The 20,699-nt window shown below is 65.8% G+C and carries 21 protein-coding genes and 1 tRNA gene; 11 read left to right on the top strand and 11 right to left on the bottom strand.

Going from position 1 to position 20,699, the window contains the following annotated elements; translation table 11 throughout:
* Positions 1-158 precede the first annotated feature (158 nt).
* Positions 159-800 (bottom strand): hypothetical protein, encoded by a 642-nt coding sequence (locus N2K98_RS00595; RefSeq protein WP_229951413.1) that lies wholly within the window; start codon positions 798-800, stop codon positions 159-161.
* A 150-nt stretch (positions 801-950) separates the two neighbouring features.
* On the opposite strand from N2K98_RS00595, the gene N2K98_RS00600 reads away from it, so the two are divergent.
* A tRNA-Lys gene (locus tag N2K98_RS00600) sits at positions 951-1,023 on the top strand.
* 67 nt (positions 1,024-1,090) lie between these two features.
* Here the strand turns inward: N2K98_RS00600 and N2K98_RS17250 are convergent.
* Entirely contained in the window at positions 1,091-1,462 is a 372-nt protein-coding gene (locus tag N2K98_RS17250; protein ID WP_370646343.1) for a CDGSH iron-sulfur domain-containing protein, read from the bottom strand.
* The gene (locus tag N2K98_RS00610) at positions 1,459-2,544 is read right to left on the bottom strand and encodes an iron-containing redox enzyme family protein (RefSeq protein WP_255864421.1); all 1,086 of its coding nucleotides are present in this window, start codon (positions 2,542-2,544) and stop codon (positions 1,459-1,461) included. The genes N2K98_RS17250 and N2K98_RS00610 overlap by 4 nt, the downstream gene beginning before the upstream one ends.
* Positions 2,545-2,760: 216 nt before the next feature.
* Between N2K98_RS00610 and N2K98_RS00615 the strand changes: the two genes are divergently transcribed.
* The 4 genes from N2K98_RS00615 to N2K98_RS00630 all read left to right on the top strand — a co-directional run bounded on the left by N2K98_RS00615 (position 2,761) and on the right by N2K98_RS00630 (position 5,260).
* Positions 2,761-3,324 carry a hypothetical protein gene (locus N2K98_RS00615; RefSeq protein ID WP_255864420.1) on the top strand — a complete coding sequence of 188 codons (564 nt, stop codon included), beginning with the start codon at positions 2,761-2,763 and terminating at the stop codon, positions 3,322-3,324.
* A gap of 45 nt (positions 3,325-3,369) precedes the next feature.
* Positions 3,370-3,669, top strand: coding sequence for a GNAT family N-acetyltransferase (locus N2K98_RS00620; protein WP_255796223.1), 300 nt, complete (start codon positions 3,370-3,372; stop codon positions 3,667-3,669).
* A 131-nt stretch (positions 3,670-3,800) separates the two neighbouring features.
* Entirely contained in the window at positions 3,801-4,526 is a 726-nt protein-coding gene (locus N2K98_RS00625) for a hypothetical protein (protein ID WP_255864419.1), read from the top strand.
* Complete coding sequence (locus tag N2K98_RS00630) at positions 4,523-5,260, top strand: hypothetical protein (protein WP_255864418.1); 738 nt, start codon at positions 4,523-4,525, stop codon at positions 5,258-5,260. Before N2K98_RS00625 ends, N2K98_RS00630 begins: the two co-directional genes overlap by 4 nt.
* A 207-nt stretch (positions 5,261-5,467) precedes the next feature.
* On the opposite strand, the gene N2K98_RS00635 is transcribed toward N2K98_RS00630, so the two are convergent.
* Genes N2K98_RS00635 through N2K98_RS00650 form a run of 4 tightly spaced genes read right to left on the bottom strand, consistent with a single transcriptional unit; the run spans position 5,468 to position 10,768 of the window.
* A complete protein-coding gene (locus N2K98_RS00635) occupies positions 5,468-5,746 on the bottom strand; it encodes an HPr family phosphocarrier protein (RefSeq protein ID WP_229951419.1) in 279 nt (92 codons plus the stop codon).
* 51 nt (positions 5,747-5,797) lie between these two features.
* Positions 5,798-7,498: a phosphoenolpyruvate--protein phosphotransferase gene (ptsP, locus tag N2K98_RS00640; protein ID WP_255796737.1), complete on the bottom strand. Its 1,701-nt coding sequence runs from the start codon at positions 7,496-7,498 to the stop codon at positions 5,798-5,800.
* 31 nt (positions 7,499-7,529) lie between these two features.
* Positions 7,530-9,719 carry a PTS fructose transporter subunit IIABC gene (locus N2K98_RS00645; RefSeq protein WP_255864417.1) on the bottom strand — a complete coding sequence of 730 codons (2,190 nt, stop codon included), beginning with the start codon at positions 9,717-9,719 and terminating at the stop codon, positions 7,530-7,532.
* Positions 9,719-10,768 (bottom strand): 1-phosphofructokinase family hexose kinase, encoded by a 1,050-nt coding sequence (locus N2K98_RS00650; protein ID WP_255864416.1) that lies wholly within the window; start codon positions 10,766-10,768, stop codon positions 9,719-9,721. Before N2K98_RS00650 ends, N2K98_RS00645 begins: the two co-directional genes overlap by 1 nt.
* Positions 10,769-11,012: 244 nt before the next feature.
* Between N2K98_RS00650 and N2K98_RS00655 the strand changes: the two genes are divergently transcribed.
* From N2K98_RS00655 to N2K98_RS00665, 3 genes are all read left to right on the top strand, one after another.
* Positions 11,013-11,645: an alpha/beta hydrolase gene (locus N2K98_RS00655; RefSeq protein WP_255864415.1), complete on the top strand. Its 633-nt coding sequence runs from the start codon at positions 11,013-11,015 to the stop codon at positions 11,643-11,645.
* A gap of 170 nt (positions 11,646-11,815) precedes the next feature.
* Positions 11,816-12,085, top strand: coding sequence for a GlsB/YeaQ/YmgE family stress response membrane protein (locus N2K98_RS00660; RefSeq protein ID WP_255864414.1), 270 nt, complete (start codon positions 11,816-11,818; stop codon positions 12,083-12,085).
* Positions 12,086-12,242: 157 nt separating this feature from the next.
* The gene (locus N2K98_RS00665) at positions 12,243-12,995 is read left to right on the top strand and encodes a hypothetical protein (RefSeq protein WP_407079864.1); all 753 of its coding nucleotides are present in this window, start codon (positions 12,243-12,245) and stop codon (positions 12,993-12,995) included.
* 89 nt (positions 12,996-13,084) lie between these two features.
* On the opposite strand, the gene N2K98_RS00670 is transcribed toward N2K98_RS00665, so the two are convergent.
* Positions 13,085-14,290: a DUF445 domain-containing protein gene (locus N2K98_RS00670; protein WP_255864832.1), complete on the bottom strand. Its 1,206-nt coding sequence runs from the start codon at positions 14,288-14,290 to the stop codon at positions 13,085-13,087.
* Positions 14,291-14,519: 229 nt separating this feature from the next.
* Between N2K98_RS00670 and N2K98_RS00675 the strand changes: the two genes are divergently transcribed.
* From N2K98_RS00675 to N2K98_RS00685, 3 genes are read left to right on the top strand one after another with little or no spacing between them, the layout of a single operon-like run.
* Positions 14,520-16,379, top strand: coding sequence for a glycoside hydrolase family 15 protein (locus tag N2K98_RS00675; protein ID WP_255864413.1), 1,860 nt, complete (start codon positions 14,520-14,522; stop codon positions 16,377-16,379).
* A complete protein-coding gene (locus N2K98_RS00680) occupies positions 16,376-16,771 on the top strand; it encodes a DoxX family protein (RefSeq protein WP_255796216.1) in 396 nt (131 codons plus the stop codon). The genes N2K98_RS00675 and N2K98_RS00680 overlap by 4 nt, the downstream gene beginning before the upstream one ends.
* 3 nt (positions 16,772-16,774) lie before the next feature.
* Positions 16,775-17,293 (top strand): metallophosphoesterase family protein, encoded by a 519-nt coding sequence (locus N2K98_RS00685; protein WP_255864412.1) that lies wholly within the window; start codon positions 16,775-16,777, stop codon positions 17,291-17,293.
* 7 nt (positions 17,294-17,300) lie between these two features.
* Here the strand turns inward: N2K98_RS00685 and N2K98_RS00690 are convergent, their stop codons facing one another.
* From N2K98_RS00690 to N2K98_RS00700, 3 genes are all read right to left on the bottom strand, one after another.
* On the bottom strand, positions 17,301-18,647 hold the full coding sequence (locus tag N2K98_RS00690; RefSeq protein ID WP_255864411.1) for an MFS transporter: 1,347 nt from the start codon (positions 18,645-18,647) through the stop codon (positions 17,301-17,303).
* A gap of 238 nt (positions 18,648-18,885) precedes the next feature.
* Positions 18,886-20,073 carry a zinc-dependent alcohol dehydrogenase gene (locus N2K98_RS00695; RefSeq protein WP_255796213.1) on the bottom strand — a complete coding sequence of 396 codons (1,188 nt, stop codon included), beginning with the start codon at positions 20,071-20,073 and terminating at the stop codon, positions 18,886-18,888.
* A 140-nt stretch (positions 20,074-20,213) separates the two neighbouring features.
* Positions 20,214-20,687 carry a hypothetical protein gene (locus N2K98_RS00700; RefSeq protein ID WP_255864410.1) on the bottom strand — a complete coding sequence of 158 codons (474 nt, stop codon included), beginning with the start codon at positions 20,685-20,687 and terminating at the stop codon, positions 20,214-20,216.
* Positions 20,688-20,699: the final 12 nt, after the last annotated feature.

Raw genomic sequence — 20,699 nt, forward strand, 5'->3', positions numbered from 1 at the left:
CTCGAAGCGGCTCAGAGTTGAAGCCCGGGGGTTCCGCAGTCCGACACCGATTTCAGTTTTCTACGCTCGGCCGGTGATGTCAACACGGCCATGCGGGCCGGGGCGGCACTGTGAGGAGCGCCACCGTGGGCCTTGCCACTGTGCACGGCACGTCATGGCTAGTCGAGCTCTCCGCGCCGCCAGGCGGCTGCCGAGTGCTCCAGGTCCTCGGCCGTGTGTACCAGCTGGCGTGCGTTGCGGGTCAGCAGGGTGGCGCGGTCCCCGTTGGAGGCCTCCGAGGAATCGGCATGATTGGCCTGGCCGAGGGCCACCACACGGCAGAATGCGGCAAAACGCTCCAGTGCGACGTCGAAGTCCCCCTCGAAGGCACCGGAAAGAATGGTGTCCGCCATAGCCCGCACTTCATCCGCCCCCAGGGGCTCGGCTACTCCGGCGACTACCTTGGACACCTGTGCAACGTCTTTGCCTGCCGCGTAGTAGGCGGCGATCCGTTCCGGATTCCGCTGGATGGACGCCCGGAGGGCATACAGGCGCCAGAGGGCGCCGGGCAGGGACCGGGCGGGGCTTTCAGCCCACATCTCGGCCACGGCTTCCACCCCCTGCTGGTCGGTCAGTTCCACGAGCCGGCGGGTGACTTCCGGATCGGTGCTCTCGCGGCCGTGGTGGACCAGCGCCTGGGCGGCGAGATGGGCCGCCTCCGAAACGCGTGCCGGATCGGCACCGCCGGGGAAGTTGGCGAAGTCCACAGGTGCAAGAGGCTTTGGCTTGTGATGGCGCGGCGTTGAATTGGACTCACTCATACTGGAAGAATACTCCGGGATTTACGCGGAATCGAGGCGGTCTCAGGGGTGCCGGGCGGTGCCCCCGGACCGGGGTTTTCCACGATCTGTGTGGTGTGCGATAAAGTGGGACAGTCGGTCCGTGCGCTGTCAAAAGCCACGGCCGGTGGAGCGCCTATAGCTCAGTTGGTAGAGCAACGTCCTTTTAAGTCGTGGGTCGCAGGTTCGAGCCCTGCTGGGCGCACCGAATAAGAATAAGAATGGCTTGCCTTCAGTGAAGGCAAGCCATTCTTATATCCGGCAGCGCCGGGTTACGCTTCTTCCGCCGCCTTGCGCGCCGGTGCCGGAACCGGACGACGGCGGGCGGTATCGAACTTCATCAACTTATGGGTGCCGTCGCAGTACGGCTTGATGGCCGAACCGCCGCACCGGCACAGGGCAACGGTTTCCCGGTCACGGGGTACGGGAACCCCGTCAGGCGTGACAATCTCAAAGTCGCCGCGGACCAGCAGGGGACCGTTGGGGCAGGCCACGATGGAAGCGGGAGCGGCTCCTTCCCGCGTCTTCCACGCGTCGGTCTCCTCCTCCTCCGCCTGGACGTCCGCTTGCTCGGCGTCCGCCTCCGTCAGCGCATCCTGCGTGGCGTCCTCGGCGTCTACCGGGCCGGCTGCCGGAGCCGTCACGAGGTTACTCCGCCGGCCGCAGCCGTTACGGCCGGCGCTGCCGGCCCGCCGTCGTTCACCAGGGGCAGCAGCGCGGACTCGCCTGCCTGCCAGGCATTCAGCTGCTCCTCGCCGAGCAAGGCATCGATGGCCAGTACGGTCGCGGCACCGAAGATGATGTCGGCGAGCAGGTCGGGCTCAGCCTCGGCCAAACCGCCGGCGAGGTCCCTGGCGGCAATCTGTTCGTGCACGGCATCCGCTTCCACGTGTTCGTCGAAGTAGTAGGTGACATCGTCGCTGAAGCCGTGCCGGCGGAACCCGCGGGCGTAGAACGAGTTGGGGATCGAGGACGTCATCTCGAACGCCGCCAGATGCCCCGCAATGGCGCCGCGCAGCCGGCGGTTCAGCCCGAAGAGCGACATGGCGTTGGAGGACGCCAGGGTCAGGGCGGGAACCTGGTCAATGTAGTATCCGTAGCCGGAATCCAGGCCCAGGCCCTCCATGGTGGTGCCGAACAGCTTCGAGTGCATCCGTTCCACTCGCCCGCCGCCGTACTCATCGGCCTGGATTTCGATCAGCGCTGCCTTTGCGCGGCCCACCGGCAGGCGCGGAATGGCCCAGCTGTGCGGATCCGCTTCCTTCAGTTGGTAGACCGAGCGCAGGATCAGGAACTCACGAAGCTGTTCCACGCTGGCCTTGCTGGCGACAAACCGGGAAACGCTGGGGCCGTCGTCGTCGGCTGCCAGACGGAAGAGGGTCTCCGCTACGGCCTCGCTCTCGGGCGCGGGCAGCTCGGGGACGGGCACCGCGCGGCGCAGCACATCCTCGAAGGCCGTCTCCAGCCGTGCCCGCACGCGGATCAGTTCGGGATCCCACTCGGCGGCATCCTCAACTCCGTCCAGTCCGCTGTAATGCAGCTCGTACAGGCAGAACAGGGTCAGCTGGAGGTCTTCATCACGGAGCAGATCCGCAGTGGCAGCCAGTGCTTCGTCCAACAGCAGGTTCAATGAACCGTAGGCGTTGGCGTGACCTGTTCCGCCGCGGTTCCGGAGGAGGTCGATCAAGGTGGCGCTGACAGGCCCTCTCGGGGCGGGAATCTTCATTGCTTTCCTTACAACGCACTACAGGGCGCTTTTCCGGCGGTTTCATGGGGTGGTTGGAACGAATCCAAACCGTCAGCATACTTGGTGCAGCCCCAAGGGGCCCGTTTGCCGGGCGGGGAGGGCCGGCATTGACCTTTGCCGCCGGGTTCGGTGCAATGGAGGCAAGGACGGCCAATACAAAGACGGCCAATATGCAGGAGGGTGGAAATGCCCGGTATGGATCCTTCAACGGTTCTGCCGTTGCTGGTGCTGGCGGCAGTGCTCGTGGCCGGGTCTGCCGGTGTAGACCGGGCGCTTGCTACCCGGGACGGGGAAGGTCTCTTCTGGGTCGGGTTCTCCGCCTTTTTGGGAGTGCTCCTGACCGCCGCTTGGGCCTTGGCTGCCACGTCGGCCGCGTCCGCCGCTGTCGGGGCAGTTGTGGTGGCGGGCAGCATCGCCGCGTCGCTTTGGGTGGGGCGACGGGACCGCCGTCGTCGTCGGAACCGCGAACGCCAACAGCTGAAGGCCGCGGTAAATGCCACCGCCGCCCGGCACCGGGAAGTCCTGGCCCGCTGGAGTGCCTATGAACTGGACCCTTGGCTCGCGGCGGAAAACCCGCAGCTGCTGGACGTACGCACCCCGGAAACGCGGACCTTTATCCGGGCGCTGAAGGTCGCCGAGCAACTGCGCCCCGAAGCGGGCACCGCGGCGGAGGCCGCTGCCTACGCCGAAGCTGTGACCACGCTGGAAGATTCGCTTCGCCGTGCGGAAGCGGCAGCTGACGGCGGGCAGGCGGCCTGACTGCGGGGGCTGGACCGTGGTGGGAATGCGTGGCAGTCTCGGGCCATGACTAGCAAAGACATCAGCTTCACGCGCAATGAGGCGCTGAACCGGTACGAGCTGCGGCTGGACGGCACGCTCGTGGGCATGGCCGATTATCAGGAACAGCCGGACGGCGTTGCTTTGACCCATACGGAGATGGAGCCGGCTTTCCGGCATCAGGGCTACTCGTCACGCCTGGCCCGATATGCCGTGGAGGACATCGTGAGCGGCGGGCGGCGGGTCAAGCCGTACTGCTCCTACATGGCCGCCTACCTCGGCAAGCATCCGGAATACAGCCACCACGTGTCCTGGCCGCAGGAGTAGTCAGGGCGGCAAGCCGGGCGTTAATTGAAGCTGGCTTCCCGCTCTGCATATGGGGGGAACGCAGAAGGGGAAGCCAGTTCCAACAGTATAATTCCATTTGTCCGGGTAAATCCAATCGAGGGGGGCCGAAGATGGCGGTGTCTGCCAAGGCTTTCCAGAATTGGCGCACCGCAGTGGCTCCGGGCGAATCCAACGCGGACGTTTGCCGCCGGACGGGCATCAAGCGCTCCACTCTGGCCCAGCAGGTTGTCCGCGGCAAAGTTGCGGAGATTACCGTGGTCCGGGTAGCCCGGGCGTACGGGAAAAATCCGGTAGAGGCACTTTCTGACTTCGAGGAATACTCCGATCTGCTGGGCGGGCCATGGCGGCCCAGCCCCGCGGAACTCATCAGCCAGGTTTCCTACATCTGCATCCTGCAGATGATCCTGGCCAGGGCCACCCAGACCGGGCCGCCGGAATGCCCGGACCTGGCCAGGCATCCGCACCGGAACGCGATTCGTTCCTGGTTCGAGGCAGTAGACCCGGGGGACCTGCGCCAGCAGCTCAGCGCCAGGACCGGCGTCGCGCCGCAGAATATTTCGGCGCAGCTTTCAGCCGGCCGGCTGGCACCCGAATTGGCTGTGGAGGCCGCGCGGATTGCGGGTGCCTCGCTGCCGGGCGGACTGGTGGCCACCGGCCTGGTCACGCCGGGCGAGGCCGGGTGGCCCCAGAAGGGCCAGCAGGAGGCTCTGGCTGCGCTCACTGATTCGGAACTGCTGTTTCTGGCCCGGGACCGCTTGGACGGGGTGGGAAAGCAACTAAAGAAGTTTGAACACGATGTGGAAAATGATCTAACGCTCTTGGAGAACCTGGGATGAATATAGCCTCTGCCATTCAGTTTGGCGCGCTGGTCGTGGTGGCCGTCTTTACCCTGGTTCGGCTGCCGCTGGCTGTGCAGGGCCGCAATCCCATGCTCTTTTGGGGGCTTGCTGCTACCACTGTCGGAGTGGCCCTGAGCATTCCGTCGATTTACCTGCCTGTGGACGCTTGGCTGGGCGGAGAAAACCATGCAAACCTGATTCTCCGTTATGCCACCTACGGAGTCGTAGCGCTTATTGGCGGCAGTGCTGCTGCAGCCTTCCGGGCTCCCCAGGTACAGAAAATCATTCTGGGGTTGCCGGGACTCGTAGTGCTGGCTGCAACCGTTACAGCCACCACCGTGCTGTTCAGCATGGGAGACATGCCTGTGTCTTCGCCGGGCCTCAACGGCTACATGCACCAGGAGCATATCTGGGCCTACTCGGTGCTGGGACGGATCTATCCGGCTTATATAGCCGCCTGCCTGATCATCCCGGCTTTCCGTGTCGCCGCGACGGCGGGGCGGCCTGCCCTCCTGCGGGTCGGATCGGCACTGATAGGCGTTGCCCTTGCCGAGATCCTGACGTGGTCTGTGCTGTGGGTGACCGGCCGGCAGACCGGCGTTTGGGACTACATCCTTCCGCATTCCTCGGTCATTGTTCTCACAGCGGGGCTCGCTGCCGTGGCTTATTACGGTATCGCCGCAAGAAACAAGCAAAAGCAAAGCTTGCTGACTCCCAACTACACAAGGTGACAATTAGGTAAAGTTGTCCACATTTTCATGTTTGTATGCCAGAATAATGAATATGTAACGTCCGCTGCCTGTGGGGGGTCAGCGTGAAGTTACAACGAAGCCAGCGGCACTGCCGTTGGCTTCGTCATTTCCGGAAGTAGCCGGTGCTGAAAGCAAGGGCGGGACATTCATGGAACGGATGAGTGCCCCGCCTCTTGCCTGGTCTGCCTAGGTCGCATCCAGATCTGTTTCGAGAATCTTTGCCAGTTCCTCCAGGGCCGTTTCCGCACCCTCGCCGTCCGAGCGCAGCACCACCACATCTCCGTGCGACGCGCCCAGGCTCATCAGGGAGAGCATGCTTGAGGCGTCCATTGCCTCTTCGGCCGGGTCCCCTTCCATCGCTATGGTCACGTCAACGGGCTGGGCCGCTGCCGCTTCCGCGAAGATCGATGCCGGCCGGGCATGGAGTCCCACCCGGCTGGCCACTGTGGCTTTGCGCTCTGCCATTTTTGATTCCTTCCGTGGTTTAGCTGCTGGCTTTCGTTCCGCCTTGACCACCTACAGGCCGAGCTCTTCGAGGATGGGCAGCCGGCTGCGGACAATGGTCCGGGCTTCGGCGGCGGAGTGTGCTGCCAGGGCCCGCGCTGACAGCTCCTTGGCCTGCTCCAGGCTCACGGAAGCCAGTACCACCCCCACGCTGGACAGTGCCCGGGGCGTCATCGACAACGTGTTGACTCCCATGCCGGCCAGGACGACGGCGAGTGCGGGGTCAGCGGCTGCCTCACCGCAAACCCCCACGGTCCTGGCGCCGGCCGCCGGTTCCAGGGCCGTAGCCCGGGAGGCACCGGCCACGGTGGCGGAAATCAACTGCAGGACAGCCGGCTGCCACGGGTCGTTCAGTGCTGCCAGCGAACCCAGCTGCCGGTCCGAGGCCATGGTGTACTGCGTCAGGTCATTGGTGCCGAGGCTGGCAAACCGCACCCGCGAAAGGATGGCTTCGGACATAATGGCCGCTGAGGGCACTTCCACCATCACTCCGGGCATGCCAAGTCCGGCTGCCGCGCACATCACGGCGAAGTCGGCGGCTTCCTCTGCGGTGGAGACCATCGGGGCCATCACCCAGACATCGGCAGTGTGGGCTCCGGCAGCCGCGGCGATAGCCTCCAGCTGGCGGGCGAGGACACCGGGGGTGGTCCGGTCGGTCCGGAATCCGCGTACCCCCAGCGCCGGGTTGGGTTCCGTTGCGTCCGTCAGGAACGGGAGCGGCTTATCCGCACCGGCGTCGAGGGTCCGGATCACTACCTTCCGGCCGGGAAATGCTTCGAACACCGCACCGTACGCGGCAACCTGTTCGTCGATGGTGGGTTCGGTGTCCCTGCCGAGGAAACAGAACTCCGTGCGGAGCAACCCGATTCCCTCGGCACCTGCTTCCGCCGCGGCCCGGGCGTCCTTCCCGGAGCCGACGTTCGCCAGCAACGGGACCCTGTGGCCGTCCGAGGTTGTCCCCGTGCCGTTGAATACCGGGAGTGCGGAGCGTGCTGCGTATTTATGCGCGGCCTCCCGTTCCTCTTCCCCGGGTTCCACCACCACGGTGCCGGCAGCGCCGTCGAGAAAGATTTCAGCGCCATCAGGCACCTCGTCCGCGCCGGGCGCTCCGACGACGGCGGGCAGGCCCAGGGAGCGGGCGAGGATTGCCGTGTGGGACTGCGGGCCGCCCTCGCTGGTGACCAGTCCGATCACCATTGCCGGGTCCAACGTTGCCGTATCCGCCGGTGCCAGCTCCACGGCCGTGAGGATAAAGGGGACATCGGAAGCCGGAATCCCCGGAGCCGGCAGTCCGTTCAGCTCGGCGACAATCCGGGCGCGGACATCGAGCACGTCCTGGGTTCGTTCAGCCATGTAGCCGCCGAGGCTCTGGAGCATGGCGGCCACCTCCATGCCCGCTTCCCAGATGGCCCGGTCCGTGGCCATGCCTGCGTTGATGTGTTTGCCCGCCGCTTTGAGCAGCATCGGATCGGAAGCCATCATGGCCGTGGCGTCCAACACGGCTTTCGCGTCGCCCGAGGCGGTTTCCGCCCGGTGCTTGAGGTCCCCCCGAACTGCTTCAGCGGCATCCTTGAGGCGGCTTTTTTCCCCGTCCACGGTGCTGCCCGGTGCGGGTTTCGCCTCGGCATCAGGCTCGGCCACCGGAGGCGGCATCCGGCGTGAGGGGCCGAGGACGCGTCCGGCACTGACTCCGATTCCCTGGATGGTCCGCATCATCTAAGCCTTCCTCTTCATCGACTGTGCGTTAGGCAATTGCTGGTTCCTCCGCCTTTTTCCGGGGCTTTACGTACCGCTTCAAAGCGACATAGACGAAGCCGGTAACTGCTGCTCCTGCCAGTATGGCGACGATGAACATGAGCAGGTTGCCGATGGCGAAGAACACGAAGATACCGCCGTGCGGTGCCTGTGAGGTTACTCCGGTGCCCAGGCAGATCGCACCTGCCACCGCACCGCCCAGCATGGTGGACGGAATGACCCGGAAGAAATCGGAAGCGGCAAACGGGATGGCGCCCTCCGAGATGAAGGCCGCGCCCAGCAGCCACGCCGCCTTTCCGTTCTCGCGCAGCGCCATGCTGAACTGGTTCTTTGCCAGCACAGTGGAGGCAAATGCCATGCCCAGCGGCGGGACCATGCCGGCGGCCATGACCGCTGCCATGATTTCCCACGGCACCTGGTTCTCGAAGCTGCCTTCCCCGAGCCCGGCCACGGCAAACGCGTAGGCCACCTTGTTGATCGGACCACCCAGATCGGAACCCATCATCAGGCCAAGGATGATGCCCAGCCCGATCGCTGCCACCCCGGTGAGGCCGGTCAACCAGTTGTTCAGACCCATGGTCAAGGCAGCTATGGGTCCGCCCAGGACCAGCATCATCAGGCCGGAGGCGATGATCGACGCCAAAAGGGGAATGATGACCACGGGCATCAGCCCCCGCATCCACGACGGAACGTTCCAGCCGCCGATCCACCGGGCCGCGTAGCCGGCCAGCAGGCCGCCGATGATGCCGCCGATGAAGCCGGCATCCATGAACACCGCCACGGCTCCCGCAGTGAAGCCGGGGGCTATGCCGGGTCGGTCAGCCAGGGCATAGGCAATGTAGCCGGCCAGAGCAGGTACCAGGAAGCCCATCGACAGGGAGCCGATTTTCCAGAACACGGCCCCGAGATAGGGGATTACGCCTTCCGGCGGCGGATTCAGGATCGAGGTACCGTCCAGCATCCGGTCGCCGTTGGCGACGTCGTCGACCGACAGGGCGAGCTCATAGCCGCCCAAGAGGAAGCCGAGGGCAATGAGCAGGCCGCCGCCGGCAACAAACGGAATCATGTAGCTGACGCCGGTAAGCAGCGCCCGCTTGAGTTGTCCGCCGAAGCCTTCCCCGCCGGAGCCGGAGCCGCCGTCGTTCTCCTCTCCGCCGCCTCCACCCCCGGACACGCGTCGGGCATTCGGGTCATTGACGGCGTTGAGTGCTTCGTCGATCATCACGCCCGGCTCGTCGATGCCGCGTTTCACCGGTCCGCTGATCAACGGCTTCCCTGCGAAGCGCCCCTTGTCCCGGACATCGACGTCGACGGCAAAGATCACCGCTTCCGCGTTGCGGATCACCGAGGGGTCCAAGGGAGTGGATTTGGCGGAACCCTGCGTTTCGACCTGCAGGTCGACGCCGCGCTCGGCAGCCGCCGCGGCGAGGGAATCGGCGGCCATGTAGGTGTGCGCAATGCCGGTGGGGCATGCGGTGACGGCGACCAGATGCCGGGACCTCGAGGTGTCCGTGTGGGTCGCCCCGGTGCCGCCGGCGGAGGCAGGAGCGTCGGCTCCGTGTCCGCCGTCGGCGGTTCCGCCCGCTTGGCCCCCGTCGCGGGAGCCGGCGTTGCTGCCTCCGTCGCGGGAGCCGGCGTTGCTGCCCACGGCCGTGGCGCCGGTGGCCGTGCCCGCCGCAGCGGCGCCGCCCGAACCGGCAGCGCTTCCGGCGCTCTCAGGTGCGGGGCCGAGCCCGAGGGCTCCGTCGACCAGTTCCACGATCTGTACCGGCGAAGTAGCCGCACGCAGGGAGGCGGTGAAGTCCTTACGGATGAGGGACCGGGCCAGCTTTGCGAGCAGTTGGAGGTGCTCCTGGTCCGCTCCTTCCGGAGCAGCAATGAAAAAGACGATGTCGGCGGGGCCGTCCTTCGCTCCCCAGTCCACAGCGGGACGAATCCGTGCCATGGCGAGCGTCGGTCTGGTGACCGCCGCGGATCGGCAGTGCGGAATCGCAATGCCGCCGGGCACACCGGTGGCGGTCTTCGATTCGCGGCCCATCGCATCCGCATAGAGGTCTTCGTAGCTGGTCGCCCGGCCCGCGGCTACCACTCCCCGGGCCAGATGGGCGATGACAGTGCTCTTGTCCGTGCCTAGATCCTCGTCCAACGTGACCAGGTCCGGCGTAATGAGGTCCGACATCAGCTTTCCTCCTTAGAAGACGACGGCGGAGCGGTGGCGCTCCCGGCGGCCGCGGGCCCCCGCGGGGTACCGCCGCCTGTGCCGTCGAGGGTGGTGACCGTTACCGCTCCGGGATCAGTAGCTGCCACGGCGGGAACAGTGGTTCCGGGAAGGGAGGCCGCAGCAGCCCCGTGGGCCACCGCCTGCCTGAGGCAGTCCGGCGGGGCCGCACCGGCGACCTCGGCCAGCAGGTACCCGGCCAGGGCCGAATCCCCGGCGCCAACCGTCGAGCGGGCCTGCACGGGCGGCCGGGTGGCCAGCCAGCTTCCGGAGGCGGTGACCAGCAGTGCCCCCCTCGCGCCCAGGGTGGCAAGCACGGCGCCGACGCCGCGTTCAATCAGCATCCCCGCCGCCCGCGCCGCCAGCAGGGGGTCCGCTTCCAGTTCCGCTTCGGAGGAGAACCCCGTGGCTTCGGCGAGTTCCTCGGCATTGGGTTTAAGCAGGTCCGGCTCCGCTCCGTGCAGCAGCGCGCCCATGAGGGGCGGTCCGGAGGAGTCGATGGCTATGCGCGGTGCCTGGGCCCCCAGCCGGTCCCTCACAGTGTGGGCCACCGAAGCGTAAAAGTCCGGCGGTACTTCCGGGGGGAGCGACCCGGCCAGCACCAGCCAGGAACCCGGGCCGCTGTCGCCGGCAGTGCAGGCCCCTACCAGGAGGGCGATCAGTGCTTCCTGCTCCACCGGCTTCAGCGGCGGACCGGGAGCATTGATCTTGGTGGTGGTGCCGTCCGGCTCCGTGAGCGTGATGTTGCTGCGCAGCGGCGCCTCGATGGGCAGGTTCAGGTACTCGACTCCGGCCTGCCGCAATCCGGTCATGACCGGATCGGCGTCGGCGCCGGGAAGGACGGCGACGGACCGGACGCCGGAGACGGTCAAGGCCCGGGAGACGTTTACGCCCTTGCCTCCCGGTTCTTCCCCCGCGGCAACGGCACGCTGGACGGCTCCCCGCTCCAGTACGCCGGGAAGCGAAACGGTGCGGTCGAGGCTGGGATTGGCAGTAAGCGTGAGGATCATGAAGGGGATCCGTCCAGGCCGTGCCTGCCAGGGCCGGCCGCTGTAGGGAGTGGAACTGCTGGCCGGTGCGGTTCCCGGTACTTTAGGTGGCTTCTGCTTGGATACATGAACGCCCGCGATCTGTGGCGATGGCCACGTTTATGCGCTGATGCGACTTTACTTTTGCCGCACCACCCGTGGCAATGGCCGCCGGGCGAGGCCGCGCCGACGGCCTGTAAACGGGGTGCGGCGCTACGCTGAACCGATGGAAAACGTAACGTGGTCCGAGCCGGCAGAGCGACGCCGGGGGCGCGAACTGGTGGTCTTTCTGCACGGCTACGGGTCCGGCGAGCAGGCAATGGAGCGGCTCTTCATTGCCCTGCCGGCTTCTGCTGTCGGAGCCGCCGTGCGGGGGCCATTGGACGTGGGCGGAGCCAGCGGATGGTTTCTGCTGGATCCGCTCCTGAACTCGGACACCACCGAAGTCCTGGAATCGGCCCTCTCGCTGCTGGCCTGGCTGGACCGGATCCGGGCGGAATACGGGTTCACCGGAGTCTCTCTGGTGGGATTCTCCCAGGGCATGGCCATGGCGGGCACGCTGCTGCGGCTGAGGCCGCAGGATTTCCGCGCCGTCGTCGGCCTTTCCGGTTTTATTGCCCGCAACGAACTCCTCGCCGCCGCGGAACCGCTGCCCGTCCGGGTGCCGTTCTTCTGGGGGCGGGACCGGCAGGACTGGGTGATTAACGCAGACGCCGTGGATTACACCGCGCAATGGCTTGACGAGAATGCGGCCCTGACGGCGCGGACCTATTCGGGAATGGGGCATTCCATCGGCGCGCGGGAAATCACCGATGTAGCGGTCTTCCTCCGGCGGTACCTTGCCTCCGACACGCCGTGAGGCAGAATAGGCAGAATCGGCACACGCCCGCGGTACCTAACACACACCCAGTTGAAGAGGAATTCCCCTCGGACTACGAGCTAAGGGTGCTGATCAAGTAGGCTGGAGGAAAGCGTGGCCCACAAGGCCGTGCTTCAAATCACTGTCACTCACACAGCAAGGAGAATCAAATGGGTTTCATTGCGTTCCTTATTCTTGGTCTCATCGCAGGTGCAATTGCAAAGATGGTCCTCCCGGGTCGTCAGGGCGGCGGCTGGATCGCCACCCTGGTTCTGGGTGTCATCGGCGCCCTTCTGGGCGGCTGGCTCGGCGGGCTTCTGTTCGACGTTCCGCTCGAGAACTTCTGGTCGATCCAGACCTGGCTCGTTGCAATCGTCGGCGCACTCATCGTTCTGGTGATCTACGGCTTCGTTACCCGCAAGAGCGGCAACCGCGCCTAATTAGCGCGTAAGCGCCGCTGACGCGGCGTTGATTTAGAGGGCGGGGCCCCGGCGGAATCTTCCGCCGGACCCCGCCCTTTGCTTTAGGTAAAACCGTTGGCGTTGAAGTAATACCGTAGGCGTGTAGCCCGTACCGGATTTCCCCAAGGAGAGTTCTGTGAAGCGACGTAAGTTCAATCCCGCAGCCAAACTGGCCGGACGAGCCACTATGGGTGCGGACGGCAAGCCCAAGCCGCAGGTCGTGAAGGCCATCGAGCGTGCCGTCGAAGTGCAGCGGCCTCTGGTGCTGGCGAACATCCGCAGGATGCAGCGCAAGAACCCGTCCGCCAACGCCGCCGAGCTGATCAGCATCCTGGACCGGCACTACCTCAACGCGGTGACCGGCGGCGGCGCAGCCATCGGTGCCACCGCCGTGGTTCCAGGCGTGGGAACCGTCGCGGCACTTGGCCTGTCAGCAGCAGCGACGGTTGGTTTCCTCGAGGCGACAGCCCTGTACGCACAGTCTGTGGCTGAGCTGCACGGAGTCCGGCTGGCCGATCCGGAGAAGTCCCGGACCATGGTCATGGCCATCATGCTGGGCGAGGAAGGGACGTCCATGATGCAGTCCCTTTCCGGCCGCGGAACCGCACAGGCCTGGGGCAGCAGCATGGGCAGCATGCCTTCCGGCCTGATGGGCTCGGTGGGCGGCAGCATCCGCAAGCAGTTCCTCAAGCGGGTTATGGCCAAGCAGGGCACAGCCCTGCTCGGACGTGCCCTGCCGCTGGGTGTGGGCGCCGTCGTCGGCGGCGTGGGCAACCGGGCCATGGGCAAGGGTGTTATCAAGGCGACCCGGGCCGCCTTCGGTGAACCGCCGACGTCGATCCCCGGACAGCTGGCAGGAGAACTGGACCAGCTGGAGAAGTCAGCCTAGGCGCAGCCTCCCCGGAACTGCGAAAGGCCCGCCGGCATGCCGGCGGGCCTTTCCTGGCTAAAGCGTGCCTGCTTACCCGAATACGGGGTTCAGCCGAACACAGCCGTGGCGATGGTGAAGATTGCCAGCCCGGCCAGCGAACCAACCACTGTGCCGTTGATTCGAATGAACTGCAGGTCCTTGCCGACCTGCAGTTCGATCTTCTCCGAGGTTTCCTGCGCATCCCAGTTCTCGACCGTCTCGGTAATGACGGCGGCAATGTCGTTGCTGTACGTGCGGACGAGGTATCCCGCGGCGTCTGCCACGTAACCGTTCACCTTGGCCGCGAGCTCCGGCTCGTTGATCAGCCGCGTGCCGAAGTCCTGCAGTGCGGACTTGAAGTTCCGGGTGAGTTCGCTGTCCGGGTCATCCGCGGCCGTCATCAGCGCGTTCTTGATGGTGGTCCAGGTGGAGGTCATCAACTCGCGCACCCGCGGGTCATCCAGCACCTGCTCCTTCACTGCATCGGCCTTGGCCATGGTCTTGGGATCCTCCTGCAGGTCCCGGGCCACTCCGGTGAGGTAGTTGTCCAATGCCACGCGCAGCTGGTGGTTGGGGTTTTCCTGCACGTCGATCAGGAACCGTTCAGCCTGGATCTGCACGCGGTCGCCGACCAGGTCATCGACGAAGGCGGGAACCCACGACGGCGAACGCTCGGTTACCAGCCGGCCGATCACTTCAGGGTTGGCCAGGACCCAGTCAGCGAGGCTGTCCACAATCAGGTTTACCAGCTGGTGGTGGTGGCCCTCTTCGAAGATCCGCTGGGCCATTTTGCCGGCCGGCGGCCCCCACTGCGGATCCACCACATGGCGGCGGAACATGGATTCCAGGACGTCGCGGACCGCGTCGTCGTCGAGTACCCGCAGGGCCCCGCGGATGGCGGCGGCACCTTCGGTGGCGACGCGTTCGGCCCCCTCCGGCCGGGCCAGCCAGGCGCCTGCCTTCGCAGCGACGTGCATGGAATCGAGCTTGGCCCGGATGATGTCCTCGGCCAGGAAGTTCTGTTCAACGAACTGGCCCAGCGACGCCCCGATCTGGTCCTTCTTCTCGGGGATGATGGCCGTGTGCGGGATCTTCACACCCATCGGATGCTTGAACAGGGCGGTAACCGCGAACCAGTCGGCAAGGGCGCCCACCATGCCGCCCTCCGCTGCTGCGCGGACGTATTCCAGCCACGGGTACCTGTCCTGCAGTGCGAAGGAAAAGAGGAAGATAACGGCCAGGAGGATCAGCAGGCCGGTGGCGAGCATCTTCATGCGCCGCAGGGCATAGGCGCGCTGCTCATCGGTGGGCTGGGCAACCACGCTCACGCGTGCACCTCCTTCACGGAGAAGGACATCTTCGAGGTTGACGCGTGTTCCAATACCGCTCCCTAATCCAGTGCCGGTCCCGCTTGCCGATCCGCCGTAAGGAACCTCCGTGCGGGACCACCCCAATCTAACCAGTGATTGCCGCAGCTGCGCTACGAGCCGAGGACTCGGCACCGTGTGGTTGAGTAGTGCCATGGCATCCCCCATAGAGGATTATGCGCTGGTTTCGGACCTGCATACCGGAGCCCTCATCTCGCGGACCGGCAGCATGGACTGGCTCTGCCTGCCGCGGTTCGATTCGCCGTCGGTGTTCGGTGCGCTACTCGGGAGCAGCGACCACGGCCGGTGGCTGCTGGCCCCGGAAGATGCCGCTGCGACCGTAACGCACCGCGGGTATGTGGAGTCCACCTTCGTGTTGCGGACCCATTGGCAGACGCCCACCGGTGCGGTTCGGGTCACGGATTTCATGCCGGTGAAGGACCGGCGGGCGTCCCTTATCAGGCGGATCGAGGGCCTGAGCGGCAGTGTGGAGATGCGGCAGGAACTGGAAATCCGCTTTGATTACGGCACGGTCATTCCCTGGGTTTTCCGGGGCTGGGACGACGGCGGCGAGCACCTTTCCGCCATAGCCGGCCCCGGTGCCCTGGTCCTGCGCGGGCCGAGCCTGCCGGACGCGGACAACCACCGCCACGTAGGGCGCTTCATCGTCCGGGCGGGAGAATGCGTGGACCTGGACCTCACCTGGTACCCCTCGCACCGGCCGGTGCCGCCCAAAATGGATGTGGACGCCGCCCTGATCAGGACCACCGCCTACTGGCAGGACTGGGACGGACGCTTCCTGCGGGACGTCCCCTATGAGAAGGCGGTGCGGCGTTCCCTGCTGGTCCTGCGTGCCCTGACCCATGAGGACACCGGCGGGATTGTCGCCGCTCCCACCACCTCCCTGCCCGAGGCGGCGGGAGGGGACCGGAACTGGGACTACCGGTACTGCTGGCTGCGGGATGCCGCCCTGACGCTCGAAGCCATGATGACCCACGGCTACCAGGACGAGGCCCTGCAGTGGCGCAGCTGGCTCCTGCGCGCCGTCGCCGGAGATCCGGAGGACCTGCAGATCATGTACGCCGTGGACGGGGGCCGGGAACTGCCCGAGCGGATACTCCCGCAGTTTCCCGGCTATGGCGGAGCCGCACCCGTGCGCATCGGCAACGGGGCGGTGGGGCAGTACCAGGCGGACGTCGTGGGCGAAGTGATGGTGGCCCTGGACCGGCTGCGGGACAGGGGCGTGCCGGAGGACCATTTTTCCTGGCCCCTGCAGCGGGCGCTGCTGACCTTCCTGGAAAGACACCTGGAAGAGCCGGACCGCGGCATCTGGGAGATGCGCGGGACGCCCCGGCACTTCACCCACTCACGGGTGATGATGTGGGCTGCCTTTGACCGGGCCGCCAAGGCCGCAAGGGCCTACGGGCTCGACGGTCCGGTGGAGGTCTGGGAGGGCCTGCGGGACGGGCTGCGCGATGAAGTGATGGAACGAGGCTGGGATCCCGCCCTGAACTCCTTCACCCAGTTCTACGGCAGCGGCACCGTAGATGCTTCCCTGCTCCAGCTGCCGCATGTGGGTTTCGTGGCTTACGACGACGAGAAAATGCTGGGCACGGTTGCCCGGCTGGAGGCGGAGCTGCTCAACGGCTCCGGACTCCTGCTGCGTTACGCCACCGATAGCGGGGTGGACGGACTGGCGGCGGGGGAGAACCCCTTCCTGGCGTGCAGCTTCTGGCTGGTGGAGCAGTACGCCCACACGGGGCGGCTGCCCTCTGCTCGGCGGCTGATGGACCAGTTGGTGGGGTACGCCAACGAGCTTGGGCTGCTCAGTGAGGAATATGATGCAGAAAACAACACCATGGCCGGGAACTTCCCGCAGGCGTTTTCCCACCTGGCCCTGGTCCGTGCAGCCGATGCGATCGCCGTCGCCGTCGCTGCAGCGCCGCCCGCACCATCCCGGCACGCGGCCGTCCCCACAACCGAAGGAACCCGATGAACCGACAGACGCTCTCAGCAGCGGCCATGGCGGCCCTGCTGACCACCAGCGCGGTCAACCACTTCCGCAACCCGCGCTTCTACAACGCGGTGGTTCCGCGCAGCATCAGCACCGATACCGAGGGGAAGTTCGGGCTGCTGACCCGGCGGCAGTGGACGCACGTCAGCGGAGTCATTGAGTTTGCAGCCGCGGCCGGACTGCTGCTGCCGGGCACCCGGCGGCTGGCGGCAACGGGGACGGCGGCCATGTACGTTGCCTTCATCGCGGGGCATATCTCTGCCCTGCAGCGTGCCTTCGGCCCCCGCGGCGGGGACAAAGAGAAACTGATCCACAGTATCCGGCTCCCGCTCCAGCTGCCGTTGATCCTCTGGGCATGGAACCTGCGGAAATAGCGGATGGCCACTCAACTCCTGCTGCTTTCGGATACGCATCTGCCCAAGCGGGCGAAGGTGCTTCCCGAGGTCCTCTGGGCGGACATTGAAGCCGCCGACATTGTGGTGCACGCCGGTGACTGGGTGAACGAGGAGCTGCTCGACCAGCTCGAGTCCCGCTCGCGGCGGCTGATTGCCTGTTACGGCAACAACGACGGCACCGGGCTGCGTAAGCGGCTGCCGCTGGTGGCCCGGGCCGTGGTCGAGGAGGTGCGGCTCGCCGTCGTGCATGAGACAGGTACCGCCGCAAAGCGCGGAGAGCGGATGGACGCCCAGTTCCCGGACACGGACCTGCTGGTCTTCGGCCACAGCCATATCCCGTGGGACTCCGTAACACCTGCGGGGATGCGCCTGCTGAACCCCGGGTCCCCCACGGACCGTCGGCGGCAGCCGTTCTGCACCTATCTGCGGCTGGAAATTGACGGGAAAACAATAATGCCCGATCTCCAGCGGCTTCCACCGCGGGAGATCGGGCGTTCCTAGGGGCAGGTCAGGCCGGGACGGTGTCCTTGCGGAGGGCCGCCGGTGCGGCCGCCTTGCTTCGGCTGGTGCGCAGGCAGGCGATCGCTCCGCCGCCCACAAGCATCGGAACGATGAAGAGGAAGTAAAGGTTGCCGGGTTCCCAGCCGCCGTCAATCAGGGAGCCGGCCACGATCGGGGAGATGATGGCACCTACCCGGCCCATGCCGGTAATGAACCCGACCGCCGTGGCGCGTACATCCGAGGAGTAGTACACGGGACCGATGGAGAACATGCCGGCGATGCCTGCGTTCACCAGGAAGCCCAGGAGGGCCGCCGCCAGCAGGGCCGTGGGCAGTGCGCCGGTGGAGACCGCGTACACGCCGAAGCCGCCTGCGGCGAGGACAAAGAACGTGACCAGGACCCACTTGACGGCGAAGCGGGCGGCGATGAGTCCGAAGACAATGGAACCGATGATCGCGCCGAGGCTGAAGAGCACGCCGGCGTCGATGCCGTCCTGCGCCGTGAAGCCGCTGGCAGCGACCAGCTTGGGCGTCCAGGAGTTCGCGAAGTAGAAGCTGGCCATCAGCATCATGAATGCGATGGACAGGAAGACGGTGGTCGCCGCGTACTTGCCGGAGAACAGGGACTTCCAGCGTGAGCCGACGGTCAGTGCCGTGCCCTTGGGGATGAGGGGCAGTTCGGTGATCTGCGGCTGGTCCAGGCGGGCCAGGATGCGGTTGGTCTTGTCCAGCGCGCCGTCAGGACGCCGGGTCATGAGGTAGTCCAGGGATTCGGGCAGCAGCTTCAGGATGAACGGAATCATGGCCAGCGTGATGATGCCGCCGAAAATGAACGCCGCATGCCAGCTGTAGGCCGCGATCAGGATGCCCGCAATGATGCCGCCCAGCATGCCGCCGATAGGCTGCCCCGCGCTGTAGAAGCTGATGGAGGTGGAACGCCGTTTGGCCGAGGAGTACTCAGAGACGAAGACGTTGAGGCTCGCCTGCATGGTGCCGATGGCCAGGCCGGTGATGAAGCGCAGGACAAAGAGGACTTCGTAGGAGGGAGCGAACGCGGAGGCGAACATGCCCGCGGAAATCACCAGGGCGCAGATCAGGATGGTCTTCTGCCGGCCGATGATGTCAGCCACCTGGGCCACCAGGATGGATCCCACGGCCATGCCGAAGAGGGCCGAGGAGAGCAGCATGCCCAGCTGGGCACCGCTGAGGTCCCAGTGCTCGCTGATCGAATTGGCGCTGAAAGCCATGACCAGGACATCAAAGCCGTCGATCATGTTCAGGGCGACGCAGATGGCGACAATGCCGACCTGCATGCGCTTCATGGGAGCCGCTTCGATGCGTTCCTTGATTTCCATGGGTCTTACCTAACTTGCTCTTGAGGTGGGGGTGCCCGGCCGTGCTGTACGCATACCGAACGCGTGTTCGTTTTTGGAACCTCAATGAGTGTAGGGCCACAGGGGTGTGTGGTGCGAATTACATCTGCGAGCCTTCCCGGCGGGCACTCCGGGCGGGGTGCCCGGGGCGGTTAACCGCAAAAGCCAGGACCCGCACCTTGCGGCGGGTCCTGGCTTTTCAGGGCGGATCCGGTATCCGTTAGTTCTGGATGCCGGGCTGGAAAACAACCTTGATGCAGCCGTCTTCCTTCTGCTGGAACTTCCGGTACAGCTCCGGTGCGTCCTCGAGGCCGGCCTGGTGGGTCACCAGGTTGGTCACGCCCAGCGGGTCGGCCGGATCCTCGACCAGCGGAATCAGGTCATCAACCCAGCGCTTGACGTTGCACTGGCCCATCCGCAGGTTCAGCTGCTTGTCGAACATGTTCATCAGCGGCATCGGGCTGGCCGTGCCGCCGTACACGCCGCTGAGTGAGACCGTTCCGCCGCGGCGGACGGCGTCGAGTGCGCCGTGCAGGGCGGAGAGCCGGTCGGTCCCGGCCGTTTCCATGGCCTTCTGCGCCAGCTTGTCCGGGAGGAGGCCAACCGCAGTCTGCGCAGCCTTGCCGACCGGGGAGCCGTGTGCTTCCATGCCGACGGCATCCACTACGGAATCCGGGCCGCGGCCGTCGGTCATTTCACGCAGCTCGTCGGCTACGTCCTTGTGCAGGTCCAGCACCTCGACGCCGTACTGTGCAGCGAGCTTCCGGCGCTCCTCCTCGGGCTCCACGGCGATGACGCGGTAGCCGAGGTGGGTGCCGATGCGGGCAGCAAACTGGCCAACCGGTCCCAGGCCGTAGACGGCCAGGGTGCCGCCGTCGGGCACGTTGGCGTACTGCACGCCCTGCCAGGCGGTGGGCAGGATGTCGGAGAGGAACAGGTAACGGTGGTCCGGCAGTTCCGAGCCGACCTTGATGGGGCCGTAGTCAGCATGCGGCACGCGCAGGTATTCAGCCTGGCCGCCCGGGACGGAACCGTAGAGCTCCGAGAAGCCGAACAGCTGGGCACCCATTCCCTTTTCGCGGACCTGGGTGACTTCACACTGGGTCTGCAGGCCCTGGCGGCACATGAAACAGCTGCCGCAGGCAATCTGGAAGGGGATGACCACCCGGTCGCCCTTCTTCAGATTGGTGACTGCCGAGCCGACCTCTTCCACGATGCCCATGGACTCATGGCCCAGGATGTCACCCGGCTTCATGTACGGCATCAGCACGCCGTAAAGGTGGAGGTCTGATCCACAGACCGCGGTGGAGGTGACGCGGATGATCGCGTCGGTGGGTTCCTGGATCACCGGATCCGGAACTACCTCGACGCTGACGGACTCTTTACCCTGCCATGTAACTGCTTTCACGTGCGATCCTCCTGCTGGTTGCATTCTGAAGTGCGTTGAAAGAACTAACTCCCATTGTGTCAATTCATAAGCGTACTGACAAAACAGGTGTTTTCTCGGGCAGAATGCCTTCGGCGGGGCGGAAGGGGTTTGCGGGCAGGCTAGGAGGGCCGGGCCGGCAGGCTACGCCACCGCGGAGCGGTTCCGGCGGGTACCGCGGTGTCCCTGGGGGCGGTTTCGCGGGGTCCGGCAAGGACCCGGGTATCCCGGCGCAGGATCATTTCCAGTGCAGTCTCGTTATCCAGTGCTTCCTGGCTCCCCGGGGGAAGGCTGCCGGCGGCTGGATGGCCGGGCAGGGCATCCGGTGGAAGCTGGATGTGCACGCGCAGCTGCAGGTGGGCGGGCGCCGAGCGCTCGACGTCGTCCGCGACCCCGGCAAGCACCTCCAAGGCAGCGGCTTCGATCCGGGCGGTGCGCGTGAGGTTCACGCAGATATCGGCGCCGAGGGTGGCGGTGTGCTGGAGGATGTTCAGCAGGGTCCCGCAGCTGGCGCCTGTGAGTGCTCCGCGGACTTCAATCGAGGCTGCTGCATTCCGCGTATCTATCCGGACCAGGACACGAAGCGGCTTTTCCATGTCTTCTCCACG

Source organism: Arthrobacter jinronghuae, from assembly GCF_025244825.1.
Taxonomy (GTDB): Bacteria; Actinomycetota; Actinomycetes; order Actinomycetales; family Micrococcaceae; genus Arthrobacter_B; species Arthrobacter_B jinronghuae.

Excerpts from the sequence above, each read along its gene's own strand:
- N2K98_RS00595 (WP_229951413.1), bottom strand. The coding sequence starts at position 800 with ATGAGTGAGTCCAATTCAACGCCGCGCCATCACAAGCCAAAGCCTCTT.
- N2K98_RS00610 (WP_255864421.1), bottom strand. The coding sequence starts at position 2,544 with ATGAAGATTCCCGCCCCGAGAGGGCCTGTCAGCGCCACCTTGATCGAC.
- N2K98_RS00615 (WP_255864420.1), top strand. The coding sequence starts at position 2,761 with ATGGATCCTTCAACGGTTCTGCCGTTGCTGGTGCTGGCGGCAGTGCTC.
- N2K98_RS00620 (WP_255796223.1), top strand. The coding sequence starts at position 3,370 with ATGACTAGCAAAGACATCAGCTTCACGCGCAATGAGGCGCTGAACCGG.
- N2K98_RS00625 (WP_255864419.1), top strand. The coding sequence starts at position 3,801 with ATGGCGGTGTCTGCCAAGGCTTTCCAGAATTGGCGCACCGCAGTGGCT.
- N2K98_RS00630 (WP_255864418.1), top strand. The coding sequence starts at position 4,523 with ATGAATATAGCCTCTGCCATTCAGTTTGGCGCGCTGGTCGTGGTGGCC.
- N2K98_RS00635 (WP_229951419.1), bottom strand. The coding sequence starts at position 5,746 with ATGGCAGAGCGCAAAGCCACAGTGGCCAGCCGGGTGGGACTCCATGCC.
- ptsP (WP_255796737.1), bottom strand. The coding sequence starts at position 7,498 with ATGCGGACCATCCAGGGAATCGGAGTCAGTGCCGGACGCGTCCTCGGC.
- N2K98_RS00645 (WP_255864417.1), bottom strand. The coding sequence starts at position 9,719 with ATGTCGGACCTCATTACGCCGGACCTGGTCACGTTGGACGAGGATCTA.
- N2K98_RS00650 (WP_255864416.1), bottom strand. The coding sequence starts at position 10,768 with ATGATCCTCACGCTTACTGCCAATCCCAGCCTCGACCGCACCGTTTCG.
- N2K98_RS00655 (WP_255864415.1), top strand. The coding sequence starts at position 11,013 with ATGGAAAACGTAACGTGGTCCGAGCCGGCAGAGCGACGCCGGGGGCGC.
- N2K98_RS00660 (WP_255864414.1), top strand. The coding sequence starts at position 11,816 with ATGGGTTTCATTGCGTTCCTTATTCTTGGTCTCATCGCAGGTGCAATT.
- N2K98_RS00670 (WP_255864832.1), bottom strand. The coding sequence starts at position 14,290 with ATGAAGATGCTCGCCACCGGCCTGCTGATCCTCCTGGCCGTTATCTTC.
- N2K98_RS00680 (WP_255796216.1), top strand. The coding sequence starts at position 16,376 with ATGAACCGACAGACGCTCTCAGCAGCGGCCATGGCGGCCCTGCTGACC.
- N2K98_RS00685 (WP_255864412.1), top strand. The coding sequence starts at position 16,775 with ATGGCCACTCAACTCCTGCTGCTTTCGGATACGCATCTGCCCAAGCGG.
- N2K98_RS00690 (WP_255864411.1), bottom strand. The coding sequence starts at position 18,647 with ATGGAAATCAAGGAACGCATCGAAGCGGCTCCCATGAAGCGCATGCAG.
- N2K98_RS00700 (WP_255864410.1), bottom strand. The coding sequence starts at position 20,687 with ATGGAAAAGCCGCTTCGTGTCCTGGTCCGGATAGATACGCGGAATGCA.